17 protein-coding genes are annotated in these 21,067 nt (G+C 72.9%); 7 read left to right on the top strand and 10 right to left on the bottom strand.

Annotation, left to right across the window (positions count from 1 at the left end; translation table 11 throughout):
* Nucleotides 1-56: 56 nt before the first annotated feature.
* From Pen02_RS14910 to Pen02_RS14900, 3 genes are all read right to left on the bottom strand, one after another.
* Nucleotides 57-3,329, bottom strand: a complete 3,273-nt coding sequence (locus Pen02_RS14910; RefSeq protein WP_203866595.1) for a HEAT repeat domain-containing protein — start codon at nucleotides 3,327-3,329, stop codon at nucleotides 57-59.
* Between the two features lie 229 nt (nucleotides 3,330-3,558).
* A complete protein-coding gene (locus Pen02_RS14905) occupies nucleotides 3,559-4,944 on the bottom strand; it encodes an FAD-binding oxidoreductase (RefSeq protein ID WP_203866814.1) in 1,386 nt (461 codons plus the stop codon).
* A 123-nt stretch (nucleotides 4,945-5,067) separates the two neighbouring features.
* Nucleotides 5,068-5,727, bottom strand: coding sequence for a class I SAM-dependent methyltransferase (locus Pen02_RS14900; protein WP_203866594.1), 660 nt, complete (start codon nucleotides 5,725-5,727; stop codon nucleotides 5,068-5,070).
* Nucleotides 5,728-5,814: 87 nt separating this feature from the next.
* Here Pen02_RS14900 and Pen02_RS14895 point away from each other — a divergent pair, with 87 nt between their 5' ends.
* Complete coding sequence (locus Pen02_RS14895; protein WP_203866593.1) at nucleotides 5,815-6,753, top strand: AraC family transcriptional regulator; 939 nt, start codon at nucleotides 5,815-5,817, stop codon at nucleotides 6,751-6,753.
* Between the two features lie 116 nt (nucleotides 6,754-6,869).
* Here the strand turns inward: Pen02_RS14895 and Pen02_RS14890 are convergent, their stop codons facing one another.
* Nucleotides 6,870-7,247, bottom strand: a complete 378-nt coding sequence (locus Pen02_RS14890) for a winged helix-turn-helix transcriptional regulator (RefSeq protein WP_239140686.1) — start codon at nucleotides 7,245-7,247, stop codon at nucleotides 6,870-6,872.
* 103 nt (nucleotides 7,248-7,350) lie between these two features.
* Between Pen02_RS14890 and Pen02_RS14885 the strand changes: the two genes are divergently transcribed.
* Nucleotides 7,351-7,974 (top strand): NAD(P)-dependent oxidoreductase, encoded by a 624-nt coding sequence (locus Pen02_RS14885; protein WP_203866592.1) that lies wholly within the window; start codon nucleotides 7,351-7,353, stop codon nucleotides 7,972-7,974.
* A gap of 135 nt (nucleotides 7,975-8,109) precedes the next feature.
* Here Pen02_RS14885 and Pen02_RS14880 read toward each other — a convergent pair whose 3' ends face one another.
* The 6 genes from Pen02_RS14880 to Pen02_RS14855 form a co-directional block, all read right to left on the bottom strand.
* On the bottom strand, nucleotides 8,110-9,099 hold the full coding sequence (locus Pen02_RS14880; RefSeq protein WP_203866591.1) for a DUF4331 family protein: 990 nt from the start codon (nucleotides 9,097-9,099) through the stop codon (nucleotides 8,110-8,112).
* A 313-nt stretch (nucleotides 9,100-9,412) separates the two neighbouring features.
* Complete coding sequence (locus tag Pen02_RS14875) at nucleotides 9,413-9,799, bottom strand: VOC family protein (protein WP_203866812.1); 387 nt, start codon at nucleotides 9,797-9,799, stop codon at nucleotides 9,413-9,415.
* On the bottom strand, nucleotides 9,799-10,095 hold the full coding sequence (locus Pen02_RS14870; RefSeq protein WP_203866590.1) for an ArsR/SmtB family transcription factor: 297 nt from the start codon (nucleotides 10,093-10,095) through the stop codon (nucleotides 9,799-9,801). Before Pen02_RS14870 ends, Pen02_RS14875 begins: the two co-directional genes overlap by 1 nt.
* 141 nt (nucleotides 10,096-10,236) lie before the next feature.
* The gene (locus tag Pen02_RS14865) at nucleotides 10,237-10,713 is read right to left on the bottom strand and encodes a macro domain-containing protein (RefSeq protein ID WP_203866589.1); all 477 of its coding nucleotides are present in this window, start codon (nucleotides 10,711-10,713) and stop codon (nucleotides 10,237-10,239) included.
* Nucleotides 10,714-10,802: 89 nt separating this feature from the next.
* Nucleotides 10,803-12,440, bottom strand: coding sequence for a class I adenylate-forming enzyme family protein (locus Pen02_RS14860; protein ID WP_203866588.1), 1,638 nt, complete (start codon nucleotides 12,438-12,440; stop codon nucleotides 10,803-10,805).
* Nucleotides 12,427-13,980, bottom strand: a complete 1,554-nt coding sequence (locus Pen02_RS14855) for an NAD(P)-binding domain-containing protein (protein ID WP_203866587.1) — start codon at nucleotides 13,978-13,980, stop codon at nucleotides 12,427-12,429. Before Pen02_RS14855 ends, Pen02_RS14860 begins: the two co-directional genes overlap by 14 nt.
* A gap of 74 nt (nucleotides 13,981-14,054) precedes the next feature.
* Here Pen02_RS14855 and Pen02_RS14850 point away from each other — a divergent pair, with 74 nt between their 5' ends.
* The 5 genes from Pen02_RS14850 (at nucleotide 14,055) to Pen02_RS14830 (ending at nucleotide 21,020) form a co-directional block, all read left to right on the top strand.
* Complete coding sequence (locus Pen02_RS14850; protein WP_203866586.1) at nucleotides 14,055-15,575, top strand: aromatic amino acid ammonia-lyase; 1,521 nt, start codon at nucleotides 14,055-14,057, stop codon at nucleotides 15,573-15,575.
* Between the two features lie 34 nt (nucleotides 15,576-15,609).
* Nucleotides 15,610-17,190: an FAD-dependent oxidoreductase gene (locus Pen02_RS14845; RefSeq protein WP_239140685.1), complete on the top strand. Its 1,581-nt coding sequence runs from the start codon at nucleotides 15,610-15,612 to the stop codon at nucleotides 17,188-17,190.
* Between the two features lie 68 nt (nucleotides 17,191-17,258).
* Nucleotides 17,259-18,314: an alpha-hydroxy acid oxidase gene (locus Pen02_RS14840; RefSeq protein ID WP_239140684.1), complete on the top strand. Its 1,056-nt coding sequence runs from the start codon at nucleotides 17,259-17,261 to the stop codon at nucleotides 18,312-18,314.
* Nucleotides 18,311-19,687, top strand: a complete 1,377-nt coding sequence (locus Pen02_RS14835) for a cytochrome P450 (RefSeq protein WP_203866584.1) — start codon at nucleotides 18,311-18,313, stop codon at nucleotides 19,685-19,687. Before Pen02_RS14840 ends, Pen02_RS14835 begins: the two co-directional genes overlap by 4 nt.
* A 46-nt stretch (nucleotides 19,688-19,733) precedes the next feature.
* Nucleotides 19,734-21,020, top strand: coding sequence for a cation:proton antiporter (locus Pen02_RS14830; protein ID WP_203866583.1), 1,287 nt, complete (start codon nucleotides 19,734-19,736; stop codon nucleotides 21,018-21,020).
* The last annotated feature ends 47 nt before the right edge of the window (nucleotides 21,021-21,067 follow it).

The following is a 21,067-nucleotide window of genomic DNA, read 5'->3' as shown; positions in this document are numbered from 1 at the left end:
TCTGACGCCCCGGGGTCACCGGCGCCCGGCGGCTGTGCCAGGCGCCGCTGCGGCGGTCAGCTCATGTCGACGGCGTACGCCTCCTCCCGCACGTCGGCGTCCGGGTGCCGGCGCAGTCCGACCAGCAGGTCCCGCCACGGTGCCGGCCAGCCGAAGCCGGCCCCGTGCCGGACGAGCGCCACCGCGAACAGGCCGCCGGCGAGGTCGCCGCGCCCCGCCAGTCGCGCGACGGCGTCGGCGAGGACCGCCGGATCGGGCCACTCCCGCAGGCCCCGCAGGCGGGCGCCGACCCGTTCGGCGGCACGGACCGCGAGGACCGGCCGGCCCGCACACAGCCCGGCGACCTCGTCCAGGTTGTCCAGCCGGCCGAGGTCGACCAGCAGCCCGACGGCCGTACCGACGAAGGCGGGACGACCGGCGAGCCACCGCGCCGACTCGACCAGCCCGGTCCGGTCGGCACCGGCCGGCCGGCTGGTGGACCGGACGACCGCGCCACGGGCGAGGAGTTCGACGCGGCGGCGGGCCGGACGGTCCGCAGCCGGGTCGCCGGGACGGTCGTCGTCCGCGTCGCGCTGCACCAGCCCGGCCAGCGCGGTGCCGAGTACCGCGTCGCCGCCCGCCCTGAGCAGGTTGGCGACCTCGATGTGCGCCATCGTCTCGCCGAGGTCGCAGAGCCGGTCCACGACCAGCTCGGTGATCCCGGCCAGCCACGGTGCCCACTCCCCGAGCTGGCCGAACGCGGCCCGCCGGACCTCCCGGTCGGTGGCCCGGCACGCCCGCACGAGGAGCGCGCCGTAGCGCGGGCGGTGCCGTTCCGGAATCGTGTACGGGTAGGCGCCCAGGACCGCGCGACGCTCCTCCCGGCTCCCGTCGACAGCGGTCCGCAGGATGGTCCAGCTCGCTTCGGTGTCCAGCCGCTGCCGCGCGGCGGAGACGATCGCCGCCCGCACGTCCCGGTGCGCATCCGGATCCGTGTACGCGTCGAGCAGCGTCGCCATCACCCGGGGCGGCCCGTAGCGGGCCAGCAGCCGGGCCGCCTCCTTCCGACTCGTGATCTTCGCGGGAGCGGTCAGCAGCTCGCCGAGCACGTCGGCCAACCGGGACGGCGGGACGTGCCGGGCAGCGCGACCGGCCGCGTACAGCGCGACCCGCGCCCGGTCGCCGTCGGCGTACCGGAGCAGCACCGGCAGCGCCTCGTCCGGCCGGTCGGTCCAGACCAACGCGCCCAGCGCCGCCTCGGTGATCGCCACCTCGGGCGCGTCGAGGTGACGCAGCACCAGTTCGCGGCCGGCGCCGGGAACTCCGGCGGCGGCCCGGATCGCCGCGACCCGCCGCCACACCCCCTGTCCCGTGTCGGCGACCACCAGTTCCTGCAACTCCACGAAACGGGCCTGCTGGCGGGGCAGCCAACGCTCGACGTGCGGTGCCCAGTCGGGCACCCACCGCGTCCCCGACTCCACGAACCGGCCGCGCGGACGGCGGTCGAGCACCAGGTCGAGCAGGTCGGTACGGGACGAGCAGACCGCCACCCACACCCCGTGCAGCGCCACCGCCGTCGGTTCGGTCTCGATCACCTCGGCGACGCGCTCCGGGCGCGAACGCGGATCGTCGAGCCAGAGCCCGATCGCCGTCCGGGCCACCGAGGGGAGCGTGTGCGGGCCGATCGCCCGACGCAGCAGGTCCTGCAACCCCGGCAGCCGCCAGGCCCGCCTGCCGAGCGCGTGGGTGAGCGCGAAGAGCGGACCGTACCGGCCACGGGCCATCCCGGCCTCGACCCAGCCGCGCAGCCGCTCGAAGACCATCGTCTCCTGGCCACGGCGCAGCACGCTGTCGAAGCGGCGCAGTACCGGCACGTTCGCGCCGGTGCTCACCAGGTCGATCGTGAGCAGCGCCCAGTCGCGCAACTCCGGCACGGCGACGTGGTGCCGGAGCACGTCGGCGGCGAGCGTGCTCAGTGCCGTCGTGGTGGCGGCCGACGCGTCGCGGGCGTCGACCGCGTCGGTGGTGAGCCGGGTCAGTCCCGCTGCCGTGTCCACAGTGAGCAGTGCTGCCACCTTCGCCAGCGCGGTGAGCGCCGCCGCGCGTACCGGGTCCTGCTCGTTGCGCAGCCGGCCCAGCCGGACGACCACCTCGCCCACCGCCTGCGGATCCCGGGAGCGGCGGGCGGCCTCGACCAGCAGCGTGTAGCCGTGCGCCCGCTCGTCGGCGTCGCCCGAACGCACCGCGACATCCAGCGCCGAGGACGCGTCCGGCCAGGCCAGGTACGCGCTCCAGACCCGCACCTCGGCCTCCCGCTCGCGGATCCTCGCCAGGCCCAGCACCCGGGTCGCCTCGCGGATCCGGACCGCCGCCGGCAGCACCTCCATGATCGCCGCATCGGGGACCAGCACCGCCGTGTCGACCTCGGCCAGGGCCCGGTCGTACAGTTCTCCGCGCCGGGCCGGCGGTACGGCGTCGAGCAGCGCCGCCAGCGCCCGGCCGTGGTCACGGAACCGACTGGCGAGCGGCGCCAACTCGTCGGTGGGCAGCGCCGCGAGCCGGCGGAGCACGGCCGGCGGCAGCGCGACCCGCTTCCGCCAGGCCGCGCGGCCGGGCGTGCCGAGCAGGCGGGCGACGCGACCGGCGTCGTGTGCCGCGAGCACCCCGTACGCGTCCAGCGCGCCGGGCAGCGACTCCTCGGGTGCGAACCGTTCGAGCAGGTCGAGCGCCTGTCCCGGGTCACACCGCAGCACCGCACCGGCGGCGGCACCCCAGATCCGTCCGCGCAGTTCTGGCGGGGCTGCGGCCAGCCGCTCGCGTACCCGGTCCAGCAGCGGGACGGAATGCCACCGGACCAGCCGCTCGAGGTCGACCGCGTGCTCCAGGTCGGGCAGCAGATCGCGTACCGTGTCGGCACCGCAGGCCGGCAGCAGCGCGGCAGCCTCCTCGTCGCCGAACCGGGCACGGACCTCGGTGACGAGCACGTCGGCGACGGCCGACGCGCGCGTGCGGCGCAGGGCCCGGTAGATCCGACGGCGTTCCACCGCCGGTCGCTCGGTCACGTCGCCGATCGGGATGCCGGCACGCAGCGCCGCGGTGAGCGCGGCACCCCTGATCGACGGCTGAGGGTCCCGCGTCGCGGCGGCGATGCCGTCGGTGTCCTGGGTCGCCAACGCGACGACCAGGGCGAGATGCCGCTCGTAGGGACCCTGTTCGCGCAGGTCGGCGCAGACCTGCACGCGGTCGGGCGCGGTCGACGCCCATGCCACGAGGCGGTTGCGCCGCTTCCGGTACGGCAGCGGATCGAGCGAGGTCAGCAGGGTACGGGTGGCGGCGAGCACGGCGTACATTCTGCCGGCGGGTCCCTCGGGACGAGATCGATTTTGTTCCCGGCGACAAGGCGTCGACGATCGTGTCGGCCGACGTCGATGCCATGCCACGGCTGACTCGGACCGCGACGGGGGTGCGTCGGCACCTCGACGCGGGCCGGCCCGCGCTCGAACCGCGACGGGCGCGTCGGCACCCCGATGCGGACCGGCCCGCGCCCCGATGGCGGTTGTGCCGGGCTCTCGGCCAGCGCTACGGGGCGATGTTGTGGTTGACGCGGAACAGGTTGCGCGGGTCGAAGGCACGCTTGAGCCGCACCAGCCGGCGGTAGGTGTCCGGTTCGTAGGCTCGTGCCACCGCCTCGGCCGTGGTGTCGTAGCCGGTCAGGAAGTTGGCCTGCCGGCCGCCCGTCGCCCAGGGCGCCATCGCGTCGGCGAGCGCGGCCAACGGCGCCCGGAACTCCTCCGCCCTGCCCGGCGCGCCGAACCCGGCGGCGGAGAGCTGGAAGGCGGCGTCCCGGTTGCCGACGGCGTTCGGCACGCGCGGTGCGCGGGCGAGCGCACCGCCGAGCTGACGGATCTCGATCATTCCTACCGGGGTGTCGACGTCGGGGCCGGCGGCGGCGACCAGCGCCTGCGCGGCCTCGGCGGGAAGTTCGCGGAGCAGGGCCGACATCTCGTAGGTCGGAGCCGGTTCGACCGGGTCGGCGTGGATGCCGGCGATCGACGTGTACGGCATCTCGGCCACCGTGTCGATCAGGGTCGGCGCGGTGCCGCGCAGATCCGCGACGAGCCGCTCACCCTGGGCCGCCGACCCCAGGTAGGCGATCCGCACGTGCACGGTGAAGCGGTCGCGCAGCGGTTCCGGCACGGTCGGCGCCGACGGCAGCCGCAGGAACGCGAACGAGACCGTCGACTCCTCCGGGCCGACGGCGACCAGCCGGCGGTACGCCTCGACCACCGGCGTGACGTGCTCGGCGGCGAAGTACAGGCTGCCGCCGTACAGGCTGGTCGTCGGCACCAGGTCGATGGTGAGCGAGGTGACCACGCCGAAGTTCCCCTGGCCGCCCCGGATCGCCCAGAACAGCTCCGGTTCGTGGTCGGCGTCGATCCGGCGGAGCGAGCCGTCCGAGGTGACGATCTCGGCGCTCCGGACGTGGTCGGCGGCGAACCCGTAGCTGCGGCCGAGGGTCGGGCTGAGCCCGCCGCCGAGGACGTAGCCGACGACGCCGACGTTGGGCGACGAGCCGGCCAGCGGTGCCAGACCCACCCCGGCCGCCGCCTCGATCAGTCGCTGTGCTGGGACGGCCGCGCCGATCGTCGCCGTACGTGACCGGGCGTCGACATCGATGCCGTCGATCCGACGCACGTTGATCATGACTGCGCCGTCTGCGGGCACCACCGCACCATGTCCCGTGGCGACCACGGCGACCGGCAGACCGTTCGCATCGGCGAAGCGTACGGCGGCCTGTACGTCGGCGGCGGAGGTGGCACCGACCACGACGGCCGGGCGTTGCACCAGGGCGGTGTTCCAGGTGGCGGTCTCCCCGGCGTACCCCTCGTCGTCGGGGAGCAGGACCGGGCCGGCGACCTCCGTGGTCAGCCGGGCCAGGTCGCGCCGGTCGATCACGTACGTCATCCCGTGGCCTTCCTACCCGCCCTCGTCGACGGTACCGCCTCGGTGCGGCCCACCACCCGGCGTCACGGATACCCGGCCGGCCTGCACAGATGCCCGGCAGGGCTGCACGGATACCGGACCGGGCTACCCGCCTCGGCGGGCCTCGGCGCGGTAGAAGACGATCCGGCCGAACCAGGCCCTGCCGCGACCGTTCTCGGTGACGTTGGTCAGGCCGGCATCGGCCAGTGCGGCGAGTACCCGCTCGGGAAGGCTGCCCGCCACCCGGGCGTCGCGGTGGACGCGGCCCGCTCCCCGCTCGGGCGGGGTGCCGTCGATGTCGACCACGTGCAGTTCACCGCCGGGACGCAGCACCCGCCCGACCTCGCGTAGCGCGGGCGTACGCCCGTCCTCGGCGAGGTGGTGCAGCATGAACGCGGACAGCACCCGGTCGAAGCTGTCGGCGGGCAGTGGCAGGTCGGTGGCGAACGCGCGCTCGTACCGGATCGGCAGCCCGGCCCGGACCGCCTTGCGGCGGGCGCGGCGCAGCGCGATCGGATCCGGATCGATGCCCACGGCGTCGACGTCGGGTTGGCGACGCCCGAGCGCCCGCAGGAGGTTGCCGGTGCCGCAGCCGATCTCCAGGATCCGCTGACCGTGCCGGAGGTCCGCCCGGTCCAGAAGTTGTCCGTGGATCCGCCCGACGCCGGCGAGCCGGGTGAGCGGATCGTAGAGGGGCAGCAGCCAGTGCTTGCCCATGGCCGGCAGGTAGGACTGCTCGCGCTCGGTGCCGGGCTGTCCGGGCATGTCACGCTCCAATATCCGATGAAGTTCGGTCGTACTCTCAGCCTCGTGCGGCGCGAAGCTACGGACAATGGAGGAACTGTGGACCGGATGCGACAAAGTTCGGTTCGGCTGTCCCGTGCTGTCGGGGTGACCGGCCAGGGCGTACCGGTCTTCGGCTTCGGGCACGTGCCCGGAATCGCTCCGATCGGGGTGGCCCGCGTCCCCCAGCACCTGCCGGCCGTCGACCCCGCCACCGGCGGCGCGCACACGCACGACTTCCTGGTCCTCTGCTACGCGCACTCGGCGGACGGGACGGTGCTGATCGACGGCCGGACGTGGACGGTGACCGACGGGGACCTGTTCGTCATCGCGCCGGGGCAGGTCATCTCCTTCGCCGACCCGTTCCAGGAGGTCGTCACCGACGGCTGGACGGTGTGGTTCCCGGCCGACGTGGTGCGACCCGGGATGTCCGGGGCGTACGCGTCGTGGCGGGCGCACCCGCTGCTCCTCCCGTTCGCCCGTGGCGCCGACCGGGCGCAGCGGCTGCGCATCCCATCGGCCGAGCGGGCGGCCTGGACCACCCGCTTCGCCGCGCTCGACGAGGAGTTGCGGGCCCGGCGCGACGGTCACCAGGAGGCCGCACTCGCCCACCTGACCCTGTTGCTCGTGGCCGCGGCCCGGCTGTCGACCGGCGTCGCCGACCAGCTACGGTCCTCGGACGAGCCGCTGCTCGCGGCCGTCTTCGAGGTCATCGAGCAGCGCTACCACGAGCCCATCTCGCTCGCCGACGTCGCCGCCGAACTCGCACTCACCGCCGGTCACCTGACCACCGTGGTACGCCGCAAGACCGGCCGGACCGTGCAGCAGTGGATCGCGCAGCGCCGGATGCGGCAGGCACGCCTGCTGCTCACCGAGACCGACCTGACCGTGGCGGCGGTCAGTCGCCGGGTCGGCTATCCGGACGTCAGTTACTTCATCAAACGCTTCGGTGCGGAACACGGGGTGACCCCGACGCAGTGGCGTGTCGCCGCCCCGCCCGCTCCGTGAACGGCTCCCGGCTCCGGCCCCGTAGCCCGACGGATCAGCCAGCCCGGCAGGTGGTCAGCCGCCGTAGCCGACGAATCAGCCAGCCTGGCCGACGGTCAGGCGGCGTGGCCGTCTGGTCACCGGGCGCGGTCGAGGCGGTTGGCGTTGTCGTAGGACTCGCGGGCGTCGAGCAGTTCGTCCCAGTGCCGCTCGGCCCAGGCACAAGCCACCGCCATCGGTTCGAGCATGCTGCGGCCCACCGGCGTCAGCTCGTACTCGACGTGCGGGGTGCGCACGGTGCGCCTGACCAGACCGTCCCGTTCGAGGGAGCGCAGCGACTGGGTGAGGACCTTGGGGGTGACGCGGCGCAGCGGCACCCGCAGCTCGGAGAACCGACGGGGCCCGTGCTCCAGGCAGCGGATGACGAGTGCCGCCCACTTGTCGCCGAACCGGATCGGATTGAGCGAGGACGGGCACAGCTCGTCGAACATGTCGGCGGGCAGGGGTTGCCTCATGCGCCTCACGATAGCCGGTATCCGGGTGGTAACCGCCGGTCCCGATAGCGTCGGCGCACCGGCCGGAGGTACGGACCCCGGCCCTGGTGGAGGGCGGTTTCTCATGGACATCGTGGTCTTCGGTGCAGGGGGCCGGGCCGGGCGGCAGGCCGTCGCCGAGGCGCGTCGGCGTGGTCATCGGGTCACCGCGGTGGTGCGGGAACCGGCCGGCCACGGCGACCTGGCCGATGCCCAGGTGGTGGCGGGCGACGTCACGGACGCGGTGAGCGTCGCGCAGGCGGCCGTCGGGCAGGACGCCGCGATCAGCGCGGCGGTGGACCTCTCCGTGCCACCGCACGACTTCTTCACCGAGTCGTCCCGCGCCCTGGCCGCCGGTCTGGCGAAGGCGGGCGTACGTCGGCTGGTGGTGGTCGGCCTCGCGTCGATCCTGCCCGGGGCGTCCGGTGCCGCCCTGATGGACGAGCCCGGCTACCCGAACGAGTACCGCTCTTTCTACCTCGGCCACGCGGCGGGCCTCGACGAGCTGCGGGGCTGCGATCTCGACTGGGCGTACCTGGCCCCGGCGGGCGACTTCGACCGGGCCGGCGCCCGCACCGGCCGCTACCGGTTCGCCGAGCACGGCGATCCGGCCAGCCGGATCAGTTATCCGGACTTCGCGGTCGCGCTGCTCGACGAGATCGAGGCGCCCCGGCACCACGGCGCCGCAGTGAGCGTCCGGGAGGCATGAACGCGGCGGCGCCCACGGGCCGGCCTCGACGTCGGCCCGGCCGAGTGGGACGCCGCGCAGGCGCCCCGGCCGGTCAACGCGCTGCGGCGCTCCGGCCGGTGACTCCGCACGCGGCTCGGACCACGGGTGCGGACATCACGACCTGGGGACGGGCGGGCCGAGGTAGGGGAACCGGGCCAGCATGTCGTCGTGCGGCTGGAGCCCGGTCGGCGGGATCTTGCCGTTGGTCAGCCACCCGAAGCGATAGCTGAAGACGTCGTCCACGAGCGCCCGGCCGTTGGGGTAGGAGGCGGGTTTGCTCCGGTCGTAGCGGAGGATGTCAGGCAGGCACTGCATCGCGGTCTTCTTGGCCTCCTCCGGTGAGTAGCCGCCCTTCTCCAGCAGTTGCGACCACGGGCCCAGGTAGTTGGCCACGTCGTCGGCGGGCTGCCGGGAGTTGTACCGGTTCTTCTCGCCGTCGGGGTTGATGAACGGATTGATGGTCGGGTTCCCGCCACGGTCCATCTGTTCCAGCACACCGTCGTTGCGCCGGCTGATCGAGGCCCACACCCCGATCGTCGGTCCGCCGAGCAGGTCGGAGGGTACGTCCAGCGCGATGGAATCGACGTTGTTGCCGGCGAAGTCGTCGTGTCCCGTCCATTTCATCCCGTGCAGGGCGCCCTCGACGTCGGCGAAGAACGGGTCGCTGCGCAGCCCGGCGAAGAGCCGGATCGGCGCCGGTTCGTCGATCAGGACGGGCTGGACGGTGCCGTCGAAGCTGACCGGGAAGGACTCGGCGAGCACCTGGCCGGCGGGCTCGGGCTGGCGGGCGTCGGCTCCGGTGGCGTACCAGGCGGTTCCCGTCTGGCCGCCGTTGTCGTACTCGGAGAAGGTGAAGGTGAAGGCGATGTCGGCGTGCGCGTCGCCGTCGGTGTCGATGTTGATCCGGAAGACCGCGCCGGGACAGAACTCCGGGCCGGTGCTGGCCGGTGGTACCGGGGGCGGCGCGACGGTCGGGTTCGCGTCCATGATCAGTACCGTCCGGTCGGGGTCCTCCATCGAGGCGAAGACGTACAGGTCGGTGAGTTCGAGGCGGCGGTCGTCGCCGGGAAACCCCAGGTTGTCGGCGCTGAAGTGGTTGGACATGGTGGCCCCTCGACGGTCAAGGACGGGGTTTCGGTCGCGCACGGAGATCGGCAGTGCCGTTCCGCCGCGGGACACGGCTGCTCGGCCTGCTCACGACGGGACGCTAGTGAGATCGGGGCCGCCGCACAGGCGATTCAGGTTCTCGTGCCCGACCGGGTGAACGGCCCCGCCCGGTGGAGGTGTCGGACTGGTCGGCCGATCGATGTCGGCCGTGCGACCCGTCGCACCCGGGCTGGGCCGGGGGCGGGAGGACCACGTCCGCGCCACCGGCTCGCCCCGGCGGGTTCCGGTGCCTGCCGGCAGGGGTACCCGACTACTTCATGGCGGCAATCTGGATCAGGTTGCCGCAGGTGTCGTCGAAGACGGCGGTGACCACCGGCCCCAGGTCGGTCGCGTCCTGGGTGAACTCGACGCCCAGCCCCTTCAGCCGCTCGACCTCGGCGTACACGTCGTCGACGGCGAACTGGGTGAACGGGATGCCGTCGGCGACCAGGGCACTCTTGAACGGTCCCGCCGCCGGGTGGCCGTCCGGCTCCAGCAGCAGCTCCACCCCGTCCGGGTGGGCCGGGGACACCACGGTGAGCCAGCGGGCCTCGCCGACGGGCTCGTCGGTCTTCTTGATGAACCCCAGCTTCTCGGTGTAAAAGGCGAGCGCCTTCGCCTGGTCGTCGACGAGCACACTGGTGATGTTGATGCGAATCACGGATTCGGTTCCTCTCGGTCGATGGGCCACCGCTCGACGATCGACCGCAGCGGGCCGGTGTCGATGTGGTGGAACTTGTACCGGCCCTGCCGCCGGGTGTGCACCAGTCCGGCCTGTTCGAGCACGGCGAGGTGCTGCGAGATGGCCTGGCGCGTGGAGGCCAGGCCGTGTTTCATGGCCAGCCGGCCGCAGATCTCGAACAACGTCTGGCCGTCCCGGTCGATCAACTCGTCGAGGATGGTGCGTCGTGTCGCGTCACCGATGGCTTTGAACAGCTCGGAGTCTGCGTCCATGCGCACAGTTATAGGCAAGTAGCCACTTGCCTGTCAAGCGCGACCGCAGCGGAAGAGCGCCGTTCACGCTGCCGCCGACCCCGCGACCGAACACCCGACACCCGGCATCCGGTACCCGCGCCAAGGGCGTCCGGGTAGCCGTCAGTCGTGGTCGTAGACGGTGGTGGCGACGTCGCGGTCGCACAGGGTCGCGCGGATCAGCGGCTCGACACGCTCCCACCGACCACCGGCCAGGCCGCAGCCGATGCGTGGCATGTGGACGGTGGCCGACAGCCGTACGGCGTGTTCCGCGACGGCGGTCAGGCAGCGCTCGACGGCGTCGTAGCGGATCGGCGGCCCACTGCTCCCGGTACGCGTGCCGCGCTGGGCCACCATGTTGGCCACCCAGGTGTCCGGCGGGACCTGCACCAACTGGGTGGCCCCAAGGCCGAAGTCGTTGCCGGAACGTTCACGGTGCCACTGCCGATAGGCCCGCTCGGGCTCCGGCCACCGCCGCGAGACCGCCAGGACGAAGCCCTTCCCCCAGCCACCGAGATCGTTGCAGACGTGGGCGATGATCTTCGGTCCGCTCGCCTGGGGACTGGTCGCGTCTCCCCTGATGATCTTCAGTGGCACCATGCGGTCATGCTCGCACCCGACGATCGGCCGCCGCGACCCACCCGAAGGTCGGCGCCGCAGGGCTCACCAGGCATCGGCGGCGTCGGGGCTCACCGTGCGTCGACCTGGCCGCGCAGGCGGCGCTTGTCGGGCTTGCCGGCCGGCGAGACGGGTACGTCGGCGGTGAAGGTGACCCGCCGGGGAACGCTCGCCCCGCCGAGCCGCTCCCGCACGAACGTCCGGAGTACGTCGGCGTCGGGCCGGCGCCCCGGAACGGGTACGACGAAGGCGTGCACCGCCTCGCCGGTCTCCTCGTCCGGCGCGGCCACCACGTACGCCTCGGCGACGTCGGGATGGCTGGCCAGCACCCGTTCGATCGGACCGGCGTACTGGAGTTCGGCGTTGACGATGACGACGTCCCGGGTCCGGCCCAGCAGGTGCAGGTAGCCGTCGGCGTCGCGTCGGCCGAGGTCACGGGTGCGTACCCAGCCGTCGACGAAGACCTCGGCAGCCTCGGCCGGATCGGACCAGTACCCGCCCGCCTGGGCCGGGGTGCGGACGAAGAGTTCTCCCTCGGCGCCGTCCGGCACCGGACGGCCCTGCGGGTCGCGGATCTCGACGTCGACCACGGCCGGCGGGCGCCCCACCGAGGCGAGGACCGCCGCCGGACGGCCCGTGGCGGCCTGCTCGGCCAGCGCGGCGGTCAGCTCCGTCGGCGTCACCATCGAGATCATGCCCGTCTCGGTCTGGCCGTAGCCGTGGTAGAGCACCGGTCCGAGCACGGCGACCGCCTCGGCGAGCCGGTCCGGGTCGAGCGGTGAACCCGACACCAGCAGCGCGCGCAGGCTGCCGAGGTCGACCGGGTCGTCGCGCTGGGCCGCCACCATCCTGGCCAGCCGGGGCACGGTGACCACGCTGGCGGTCGCCCGGTGCCGGGCGATCGCACCGGGCAGGAAGGGTTGCGCTCCCCCGGTCGGCTCCGCGACGACCATGGTGCCGCCGGCAGCCAGGGTGAGCAGGCCGTACTCCAGCATGACCTGGCTGCTGAGCGAGCCGAAGACCAGGTAGCGGTCGAGGTTGGCGGCGAGGTCCCGGATCGCCGGGGGCCACCGGTCCGGCTGCGGCGCCCAGGCGGCGGCGAGTGCGGCGTACGTCTGGACACAGCCCTTCGGGTTTCCGGTGCTGCCACTGGTGTAGACGACCCGGGCGACGTCGTCCGGCCGACCCGCCGGCCGGGGTGCGGTCCGTGGCACCGCAACGGTGGTCAGGTCGGGTATCCCGTCGACCCGGCCCACCGCCAGCACCGGCAGCCCGGCGGAGGCCGCCCGTAGCTCCGGGGACGCCGTCGACGGGTCCACCAGCACCGCCGCGATCCGCTGACCGAGGAGGTGCCGGAGCTGCCCGGCGGTGAGCCCGGCGCGTACCCCGGCCACCCGCGCACCGACCACCTGGGCCGCGACGATCGCGGCGAACGCCTCCGGCGACACGCCGAGGACCACCGCCACCCCGTCGCCCGGACCGATGCCCGCCTCCGTCAGCCCGGTGGCGAGCCGGGCAACGAGGTCGGACAGTTCGTCGGCGGAGACGGTCCGGGCGCCGTGTTCGAAGACCGGGCGGTCCCGACCGGCGGCGAGCAGGTCGAGCACCACCTGCGGATAGACCGACCCGGCCCGGTGCGGCTCGGCGGCCCGCTGTGGCGGTGCGGCCCGGTGCGATTGGACGGCCCGGTGCGGCTCAGCACTCCGCATCGGCCAGGTGTTCCTTGACGAAGACGGCGAGCGGCTGCTGGTGGACCCCGGCCAGATTCCACTGGTTCTCCAGGTTCTCCGCCAGGTGGTGTACGCCGACCACCCGCCCGTCCCGGTAGTGCCGGACGACCGGGTGCAGGTAGCTGGCGTCCTGCGCGGCGGTCGCGTCGTTCTCGCGCGGTCGGGGTACGGAGATGTCGAACGGGTCCACGGTGTCGTGGCCGGCTCCGTACTCCAGGGTGGTGACGAGGAAGGAGCCCTCGCCCAGCCCACCCTCGGCGAGGTACGCCACCGGCACCTCCTCGTGGTAGGTGGCGGTGCCGCCGGAGACCGCGACCACGTCCCCGAGTACGCCGAACTGCTGCCACAGCGCCGAGGAGCGGTTGATCCGGGCGATGATCGCCTCGGTGATCGCGTCCGGGGTCGCCTCGACCGGCGTCGCCGGCCAGCCCGCGCCGTGGTAGCGGGAGCGGAGGATCCGGTGCAGCGCCCGGGTGCCGTACCGGAAGCCGTGGATGAAGCCGCTCGTCGAACGCTTGAAGTCCCGCTGCTGCGTCAGCGTGCCCGCGAAGTAGAGGTCGGGGACGGTGGTCGACTCGTACGCCGAGGTCTGCTCCGGGAACCGGTCGTCGATCACCAGCCGGGGCCGGCAGCTCTCGTCGAAGATGCTCGCGTCGAAGCGGAAGCCGGTGCAGGCGATGACCCGGTCGTACTCGATCTCCCGGATCGCCTCCACGGTGCGGGCGTAGCGGAACCGGACCAGGTAGCCGCCCTCCGCCCGGCGGTGGATGCTCTCGACCGTGCCGTCGAGTACGGCGTTCTGCGACTTGAGCTGGTAGGTGTCGAGGAAGTTGTTGTTCACCGCCCGCAGGTGCCCGACGTAGTGCGTCTGCCAGGCGAACCTGACCGAGTGCGGCCCGGCCACGTGCACCACCGCGGCGGTCTCCACCAGGTTGTCGGCGGTTTCGAAGGCGGAGTTGCCCTTGCCGATGATCATGACTCGCTGGTTGACGAAGTCGCGCGGGTCGACGCTGACCGTGTCGTACCGTTCGGCGGTCTCCATGCCCTCGATCGGCGGCAGGTACAGCCGGGACACACCGGTCGCGACCACCAGCCGGCGTCCGCGCCAGCTCCGGCCGGCGTCGTCCACCGCCTCGAATCCGTCGCGGTCCCGGCCGACCCGGACGATCCGGGTCCGGTAGCTGACCCGCACCCCGGTCCGCGCCGCGAAGTCGACGAGATACCGCGACAGGTCGTCGGCGGCGGGGAAGTACCGCTCGCTGTACCGGCGGAACAACAGTTCGGGGTCGTCGCTGAGCAGGGAGTTCCAGTCCATCCGGAGGTTGAACTCGGGATCGTCGGAGCCGGTGTAGACCTTGTTGATGGAAATGAGCTGACGGTGCCGGGGATAGCTGGCGAAGAAGGTACCCGGCCCGGCCCCGGCCTCCAGGACGCGGTAGTCGGCACCGTCGCGCTCCAGCAGGGCCGCGAGTTGGAGTCCGGCCGGCCCGGCTCCGAGGATCAGGTAATCGTGCGTCATGCCGCCGGACGGTAGCCACCGGGAATCAGAGATAACTCAGATCGCTCTGAGAACCGGTGGCTACGGTCGGCCCGATGAGGACCGAGAGCGTGCCCGGAGTCGCCCGTACCGTCGACCTGGCCCGACCGCTGCGGGTGGCGGACCTGCGACGGGCCGCGACCGGGGTCGACGTCGAGATTTCCGCCCCGGTCCGGGACCGGGTGGCGCGCGGCCGGAACTACCTGCGGACCGTCCTCGGGGACGACCGCCCGGTCTACGGCGCCACCACGGGTTTCGGCGCACTCGTCGGGTTCGCCGGCCGGGACGACGAGGCGGACCAGTGCGACAACACCCTGGCCCACCTCGGGGCGGGTCAGGGACCGGAGATCGATCCGACCGTCGCCCGGGCCACCGTGCTGGTCCGGGTCTGGTCGCTGGCCCAGGGCGTCTCCGGGGTGTCCGCACGGGTCGTGGACGGTCTGGTGGCGATGCTGGCGACGACGTTCGCCCCGGCGATGCCCCGATTCGGCTCGGTCGGGGCCAGCGGTGACCTGATCCCGCTCGCCTACGCCGCGCAGTCGCTGCGCGGTCGCGGCTGGGCCTACCTGGACGGGGTGCGGATGCCGGCCGGGACAGCGCTGACCCGGGCCGGGCTGACACCGCTCGTCCTCGACGGACGCGACGCGCTGGCGCTGGTCAACGGCACGTCGCTGACCACCGCCGCCACGGCACTCGCCCTGGATTCCGTGCGCACCTCGCACCGGGCCGTCCAGATGCTCACCTGCCTCCTCGTCGACGTGCTCGGCTGCGAACCCGAGCAGTTCCTGCACCCCCGGCTGATCACCGCGTACGGGCATCCCGGCGCGGTCGACGTCGCCGCCGGAATGCGTACGCTGCTCGCTGGTGCGGTGCCGTCGACCGGCCGCCCGCTCCAGGAGGCGTACAGCATCCGCTGCGCCCCGCAGTTGCTCGGCGCGGCCGAGGGCGCGTTGCGGTACGTCGACGACGTCGTGGCCGCCGACCTGAACAGCGTCAGCGACAATCCGCTCTTCTTCCCCGACGACGATCTGGTGCTGCACGGCGGCAACTTCTTCGGCCAGCCGGCCGCCTTCGCCGCCGACGTGCTGGCGACGGTCACCGCCCAGTTGGGCAACCTCGTCGAACGCCAACTCGACCTGCTGGTCGACCCCGCGCGCAACGGTGGCCTGCCGCCGATGCTGGCCGCCGGGCCCGGCCGTCAGCACGGGTTGCAGGGGGCGCAGTTGGCGACGACCGCGATGGTGGCGGAGATCCGGCGCAACGCCGTGCCGGCCAGCATGCAGAGCCTGCCGACCAACCTGCACAACCAGGACGTGGTGCCGTTCGGGACCCAGGCGGCGCTGCGGGCGGTGGACCAGGCCGGGCTGCTCCGGCTGCTCTGCGGCTCGCTGGCGGTCGGGCTGCGCCAGGCGGTGCACGTCGGCGCCCGTCCGCCGACTGCGCCGGGCTGCGCGGCGGTGCTGGAGCGGCTGGTCGAGACGGTGCCGGCGGTCGACCCGGACCGGCCGCTCGACTCCGACGTCGTCCGGGCCGCGGAACTGCTCCACTCACTCAACGCGTCTCGGGACGAATGCTGATTTTTCTCTGAAATCTCGTTTGTAGGTTCGTTCCGTGACCGGAGAGATGCTCGACTATCTGATCATCGGCGCGGGGCCGGCCGGGCTCCAGCTCGCGGCGTTCCTCGAACGGGACGGCCGGCGCAACTACCTCGTGCTGGAGTCGGCGGACGTTCCCGGCGCGTTCTTCACGAGGTTTCCCCGGCACCGTCAGCTCATCTCCATCAACAAGCCGCGCACCGGCTCGGACGACCCCGAACTGAACCTGCGGCTGGACTGGAACTCCCTGCTCACCGACGATCCGGCGCTACTGTTCACCCGGTACACCGACCGGTACTTCCCGGACGCCGAGCTGATGGTCCGCTACCTGGCGGACTTCGCGACCGCCGCCGGGGTCCGGGTGCGCTACGGCAGCCGGGTGGTCCGGGTCGCCCGGACCGCCGAGGACGGTTTCTCGGTCACCGACCAGCAGGGTACGACGTACCGGGCCGCCCGGGTCGTGGTGGCGACCGGGGTGTCGCAGCCGTACGTACCGCCGATCCCCGGGGTCGGCTACGCGGAGCGGTACGACGCCATGTCGGTCGACCCGCACGACTTCACCGACCAGCGGGTGCTGATCATCGGCAAGGGCAACTCGGCGTTCGAGACCGCCGACAACCTGATGGAGACGACCACCCTGATCCACCTGGCCGGTCCGCACTCGATCCGGATGGCCTGGCGCACCCACTACGTCGGGCACCTGCGGGCGGTGAACAACAACTTCCTCGACACCTACCAGCTCAAGTCGGCGAACGCGATCCTGGACGGCAACGTCCGCCGTATCGTGCGGGACGCCGACGGCTACCGGGTGACGTTCAGTTTCTCCCGGGCCGACGAGGTCACCAAGGAGCTGCGCTACGACCGGGTACTGCTCTGCACCGGTTTCCGGTTCGACCCGTCGATCTTCGACGACTCCTGCCGGCCGGAACTCGTCATCGACGACCGGTTCCCGGCCCAGACCTCCGAGTGGGAGTCGGTGAACGTGCCGGACCTCTTCTTCGCCGGCACACTCTCCCAGGAGCGGGACTTCAAACGGTCGACCAGCGGCTTCATCCACGGCTTCCGGTACGCGGTCCGGGCGCTGCACCGCGTCCTCGAACGGCGCTACCACGACGTCCCGTGGCCGGCGGAGAAGCTGGACGCCACCGCCTGGTCGATGGCCGACGCGATCATCGCCCGGGTGAACCGCTCCTCCGCGCTCTGGCAGCAGTTCGGCGTACTCGCCGACGTGCTGACGGTGGCCGGGCCGGACGCCCGCTACCAGGAGGAGGTGCCGGTGGAGTACTTCACCCGGCACGGGTTGTCCACGATGGACCATCCAGCCGAACACGCCTTCCTCGTCACCCTGGAGTACGGCCCCGAGCACGACCAGGTCGACCCGTTCGACGTCTCGGTGAGCCGGGTCGCCCAGGACGTGGTCGGGCAGGCGCACGACGCCGCGTACCTGCATCCGGTGGTCCGACACCACCACCAGGGCCGGGTGGTGGCGGTCCACCACCTGGCGGAGAACCTGGAGAACCGGTGGGACCGGCCGGACGTGCACCGGGCCCCGCTGGTCGCCTTCCTGGACCGCTGCCTAGACGGCGCCGGGGACTGACGGTCATGTCCCCGGTGACGGACCGGGTGGGGCCGCGCCACAATCCCACGGCCGGCGCGGCCCTCCCGGTGAACCTCAGGGACCTGCGGGACGAGGCGTGGCGGCGGCTCGACCCGGCGCACCGGGACTACTTCACCGGCGGTGCCGGCGACGAGCGGACCCTGCGGGCCAACGAGACGGCCTTCGACGCGTACCGGCTCCTGCCCCGGGTGCTGCGCGGTGGCGGGGAGCGGGACCTGCGTACGCCCCTGCTCGGCGGAACGCTGTCGATGCCGGTGCTGGTCTCCCCCACCGCCTTCCACCGGCTGGCCCATCCGGACGGCGAGGTCGGCTGCGCGCGGGCGGTCGCCGGCGCCGACACGGTACTGGTGCTCAGCATGGCCGCCACCACGCCGGTCGAGGCGGTCGCCGCCGCCATGGACGCCGCCGACCGGCCGGGGCGGCTGTGGTTCCAGCTCTATCCGCAACCCGATCTCGGCTTCACCGAGTCGCTGGTCAGACGGGTGGAGGCGGCCGGCTGTCGAGCCCTGGTCGTCACCGTCGACTCACCGGTGCTCGGCCGGCGCGAGCGGGACCTGCGCAACGGTTTCCTCGACCTACCGCCCGGCCTGGGGTGCGAGAACATGCGTGATCCGGAGACCGGGCGGATCCGGGACATCGTGCTGGACGCCGACCTCGACTGGCCCCGGATCGACTGGCTGCGCGGGGTGACGCGGCTGCCCGTCGTACTCAAGGGAATCCTGCATCCGGCCGACGCCCGCCTCGCGGTCGCGCACGGCGTCGACGCCGTGTGGGTCTCCAACCACGGTGGACGGCAGCTGGACGGCGCGGCAACGGCCGTCGACGCGCTGCCCTCGGTCGTCGACGCGGTCGGGGACCGGGTTCCGGTGCTGCTCGACGGCGGAATCCGCCGGGGCACCGACGTCCTCACCGCGCTGGCCCTGGGCGCGACGGCGGTCGGGGTCGGCCGACCGGTGCTGTGGGGGCTCGCCGCCCGGGGCGAGCCCGGGGTACGCCAGGTCCTCGACCTGCTCCGCGCCGACCTCGGTCAGGCGATGACCCTGGCCGGAGCCGTCCGCCCCGCCGACCTCGGGCCGGATCTGCTCAACCGGATGCCGCGATGAGCGCGCTCGGCGTGCTCGGCACCGTCCTGACGGTCCCCGTGGCGGCCACCGTCTGGCTGCTGCCCCGGTGGCTGCCGCCGGCCGTGGTCCGGCTCCGGGAGCGGATCTTCGCCCGGGTGAACGGCACCGAGGGGATCCCGGTACCCGGACCGCTGGTCGGCCCCGAGGACTTCGCCCGGGTGTACGCCCATCCGGCGGCCGACGGGCGCAGCCGGGGCGCCGGGCTCTCCGACCTGTTCTGGTACTGGCTGGCGCCCGGCCCGCAGATGCACCAGGAGCACCTGGAGCCCGGCGAGCGGTACCGCACCGTGGCGAGGACGACCCGGCGGGTGCTGGCCGTGTCGCACCGCCGGTCGACGGAGCTGGCCACGGCGTCGGCGCGGCGCGTCCTCGCCGACCTGCCCGTCGACCGGAGCAGCCGGGTCCGGTTGCGGGACCTGATGATGCCGATCTGGGCCGAGGTCTACTACGAACTCGTCTTCGGCGCGGCCTGCCCGCCCGACGTCCGGGCACTGGTCGTGGCCAACGCCCACGACGTGGTCACCGCGCTCAAGTGCTGCGGACTGCGGCACATGGAGCGGCGGAACCGGCTCACCCGCTATCTGCGGGCCCGGGTCGAGGCGGGTACCTCGCCGGTCACCCTGCCGGAGCCGTTCACCGCCGAGGAGACGGCCTGGTACCTCCAGGGCGCGTTCTTCAACACCGCCGTGGTGCAGATGTCGGAGGCGATGGCGCATCTCCTGCTGGCCATCGCCCAGCACCCGGCCACGCAGCAGGAGCTGCTGGCCGCCCTGGACGACACCGACGAGGCGGGCGACCGGGTACTGGACCGGGTGATCGACGAGACACTGCGGGTACATCCGCTCTTCGGTGTGGCGCACCGGATCACCTCGGCGCCGATCCGGGTGCACGACACCGTCACCATTCCGGCCGGCTCGGTCCTGCTCTTCAACTACCTCGCGTTCCAGCGCACCGGACCGGCCGGCGACGACACCTTCGCCCCCTCCCGTTGGCGCACCCTCGACCGGGGTGAGGCGCACTTCGTCCCGTTCGGGATCGCCGCCAACCGGGCCTGTCCGGCCCGGGGCGTCGCGCCGGTGATGATGCGCGCGGTCACCCGCGAGGTGCTGCGCCGGTACGCCCTGGTCTCCACCGTCCGGCACAGCCGCTCGTTGCCGAGTCGGGGCCCCTGCTTCCTGGTACCGGCCGGTGCGCCGCCGCCCGGGCGTTTCCGGCTCCGGCTGATGCGGCTCGGCGACGGCTGGGCGGACGTGTGGCGCAGCCTCGTCCAGCTGGTGCTCGGCAGCTGGATGGTGGTCGACGCGCGACGGCAACGACTCTGTGCCAGCTACTTCGAGGAGGTTCGACGATGAGCACGGTAGGTGCGGGCCGGCAGGCCCCGGCACGAGGCGGTCCGGCATGACCCCGGTGGAGCTGGCCCCTCGGTTCTTCATCGCCGTGGTGGTCATCCTGCTCTTCTGCCGCCTGATGGCGTGGCTGCTCGGCAAGGTCGGCCAGCCGGCGGTGGTGAGCGAGATGCTGGCCGGCGTGCTGCTCGGGCCGTCCCTGCTCGGCCTGCTGGCGCCGGCCGCCCAGGACGCACTGTTCCCCACGCAGCTCTATCCGGTGCTGTACGTCGTCGGCCAGGTGGGCCTGGTCATCTTCATGTTCCAGGCCGGGTACGCCTTCACCTCGCACCCGGTGACCGGGCTGGCCGGCACCGCCGGTGCGGTGTCGATGGCCGGCGTCGTCGTGCCGCTGGGCCTGGGGGTGCTGCTGGTGCTCGCCACCGCCGGCAGTGCGCCGGTGATCGCGGACGGCGCCTCGGTCGGCGTCTCCGCCGCCTTCGTCGGGGTCGCCCTCGCGATCACCGCCTTTCCGATGCTGGCCCGGATCATCACCGAGCGCGGGCTCGCCGGGACCCGGCACGGCTCGCTCGCGCTGGCCAGCGGCGCCCTCGACGACGTGGTGGCCTGGATGCTGCTGGCCGTCGTCCTCGCCACCGCCTCGGGCGAGCCGGGGCCGGCACTGACCACCGTCGGGGGTGCGGTGCTGTTCGGGCTGGTGCTCTGGACGGTCGGGCGGCGGGTCGCCGTGGCGCTGGTCGGCAGCGATCGGCTCGGCGACCAGTCCCGGCTGCTCGGCCTGGTCGCACTCCTCTTCGCGGTCGCCTGGTACACCGACGAGATCGGCCTGTACGCCGTCTTCGGCGCGTTCGCGGTCGGTGTGGTCATGCCGCACCACGACCGCACCGACCGGCTGGTCGCCACGGTCACCCCGGTCTGCCAGATCGTCTTCCTGCCGCTCTTCTTCACCTACTCGGGTCTGCACACCGAGTTCGGTCTGCTGGGCCAGCCGTCGGTGCTGCTCTTCGCGCTCGGCTGCGTCACGGTGGCCATCGTGGGGAAGTTCGGCGCCTGCTGGGCCGCGGCCAGGCTGCGCCGGGAGCCGAACGGGGTCGCCCTGCGGATCGGGGCGTTGATGAACGCCCGGGGGCTGATGCAGCTCATCGCGATCAACGTCGGGATGGCCGCCGGTATCGTCAACTCGACGTTGTTCACCGCGCTGGTGCTGGTCGCGCTCGTCACGACGCTGATGACGACGCCGCTGCTGAGCTGGATCGAGCGGCGGGAGGCGAGGAACGCCGCTCCGCCCGACACGCAGGAACCGGCCCTAGCGGTTCAACCGGCGGGAGACAAAGCATAGAGATATCTATCACAGTCTATGTCTCGGACTGGTGTGGGATCCTCGAC

The sequence above is a fragment of the Plantactinospora endophytica genome, assembly GCF_016862915.1.
In the GTDB taxonomy this organism is placed as follows: domain Bacteria; phylum Actinomycetota; class Actinomycetes; order Mycobacteriales; family Micromonosporaceae; genus Plantactinospora; species Plantactinospora endophytica.
The sequence above is the reverse complement of the archived record's forward strand: the minus strand, read 5'-3'. Positions and strand labels throughout refer to the sequence as shown.

Excerpts from the sequence above, each read along its gene's own strand:
- Pen02_RS14910 (WP_203866595.1), bottom strand. The coding sequence starts at position 3,329 with ATGTACGCCGTGCTCGCCGCCACCCGTACCCTGCTGACCTCGCTCGAT.
- Pen02_RS14905 (WP_203866814.1), bottom strand. The coding sequence starts at position 4,944 with ATGACGTACGTGATCGACCGGCGCGACCTGGCCCGGCTGACCACGGAG.
- Pen02_RS14900 (WP_203866594.1), bottom strand. The coding sequence starts at position 5,727 with ATGCCCGGACAGCCCGGCACCGAGCGCGAGCAGTCCTACCTGCCGGCC.
- Pen02_RS14895 (WP_203866593.1), top strand. The coding sequence starts at position 5,815 with ATGCGACAAAGTTCGGTTCGGCTGTCCCGTGCTGTCGGGGTGACCGGC.
- Pen02_RS14890 (WP_239140686.1), bottom strand. The coding sequence starts at position 7,247 with ATGAGGCAACCCCTGCCCGCCGACATGTTCGACGAGCTGTGCCCGTCC.
- Pen02_RS14885 (WP_203866592.1), top strand. The coding sequence starts at position 7,351 with ATGGACATCGTGGTCTTCGGTGCAGGGGGCCGGGCCGGGCGGCAGGCC.
- Pen02_RS14880 (WP_203866591.1), bottom strand. The coding sequence starts at position 9,099 with ATGTCCAACCACTTCAGCGCCGACAACCTGGGGTTTCCCGGCGACGAC.
- Pen02_RS14870 (WP_203866590.1), bottom strand. The coding sequence starts at position 10,095 with ATGGACGCAGACTCCGAGCTGTTCAAAGCCATCGGTGACGCGACACGA.
- Pen02_RS14865 (WP_203866589.1), bottom strand. The coding sequence starts at position 10,713 with ATGGTGCCACTGAAGATCATCAGGGGAGACGCGACCAGTCCCCAGGCG.
- Pen02_RS14860 (WP_203866588.1), bottom strand. The coding sequence starts at position 12,440 with ATGCGGAGTGCTGAGCCGCACCGGGCCGTCCAATCGCACCGGGCCGCA.
- Pen02_RS14855 (WP_203866587.1), bottom strand. The coding sequence starts at position 13,980 with ATGACGCACGATTACCTGATCCTCGGAGCCGGGCCGGCCGGACTCCAA.
- Pen02_RS14850 (WP_203866586.1), top strand. The coding sequence starts at position 14,055 with ATGAGGACCGAGAGCGTGCCCGGAGTCGCCCGTACCGTCGACCTGGCC.
- Pen02_RS14835 (WP_203866584.1), top strand. The coding sequence starts at position 18,311 with ATGAGCGCGCTCGGCGTGCTCGGCACCGTCCTGACGGTCCCCGTGGCG.
- Pen02_RS14830 (WP_203866583.1), top strand. The coding sequence starts at position 19,734 with ATGACCCCGGTGGAGCTGGCCCCTCGGTTCTTCATCGCCGTGGTGGTC.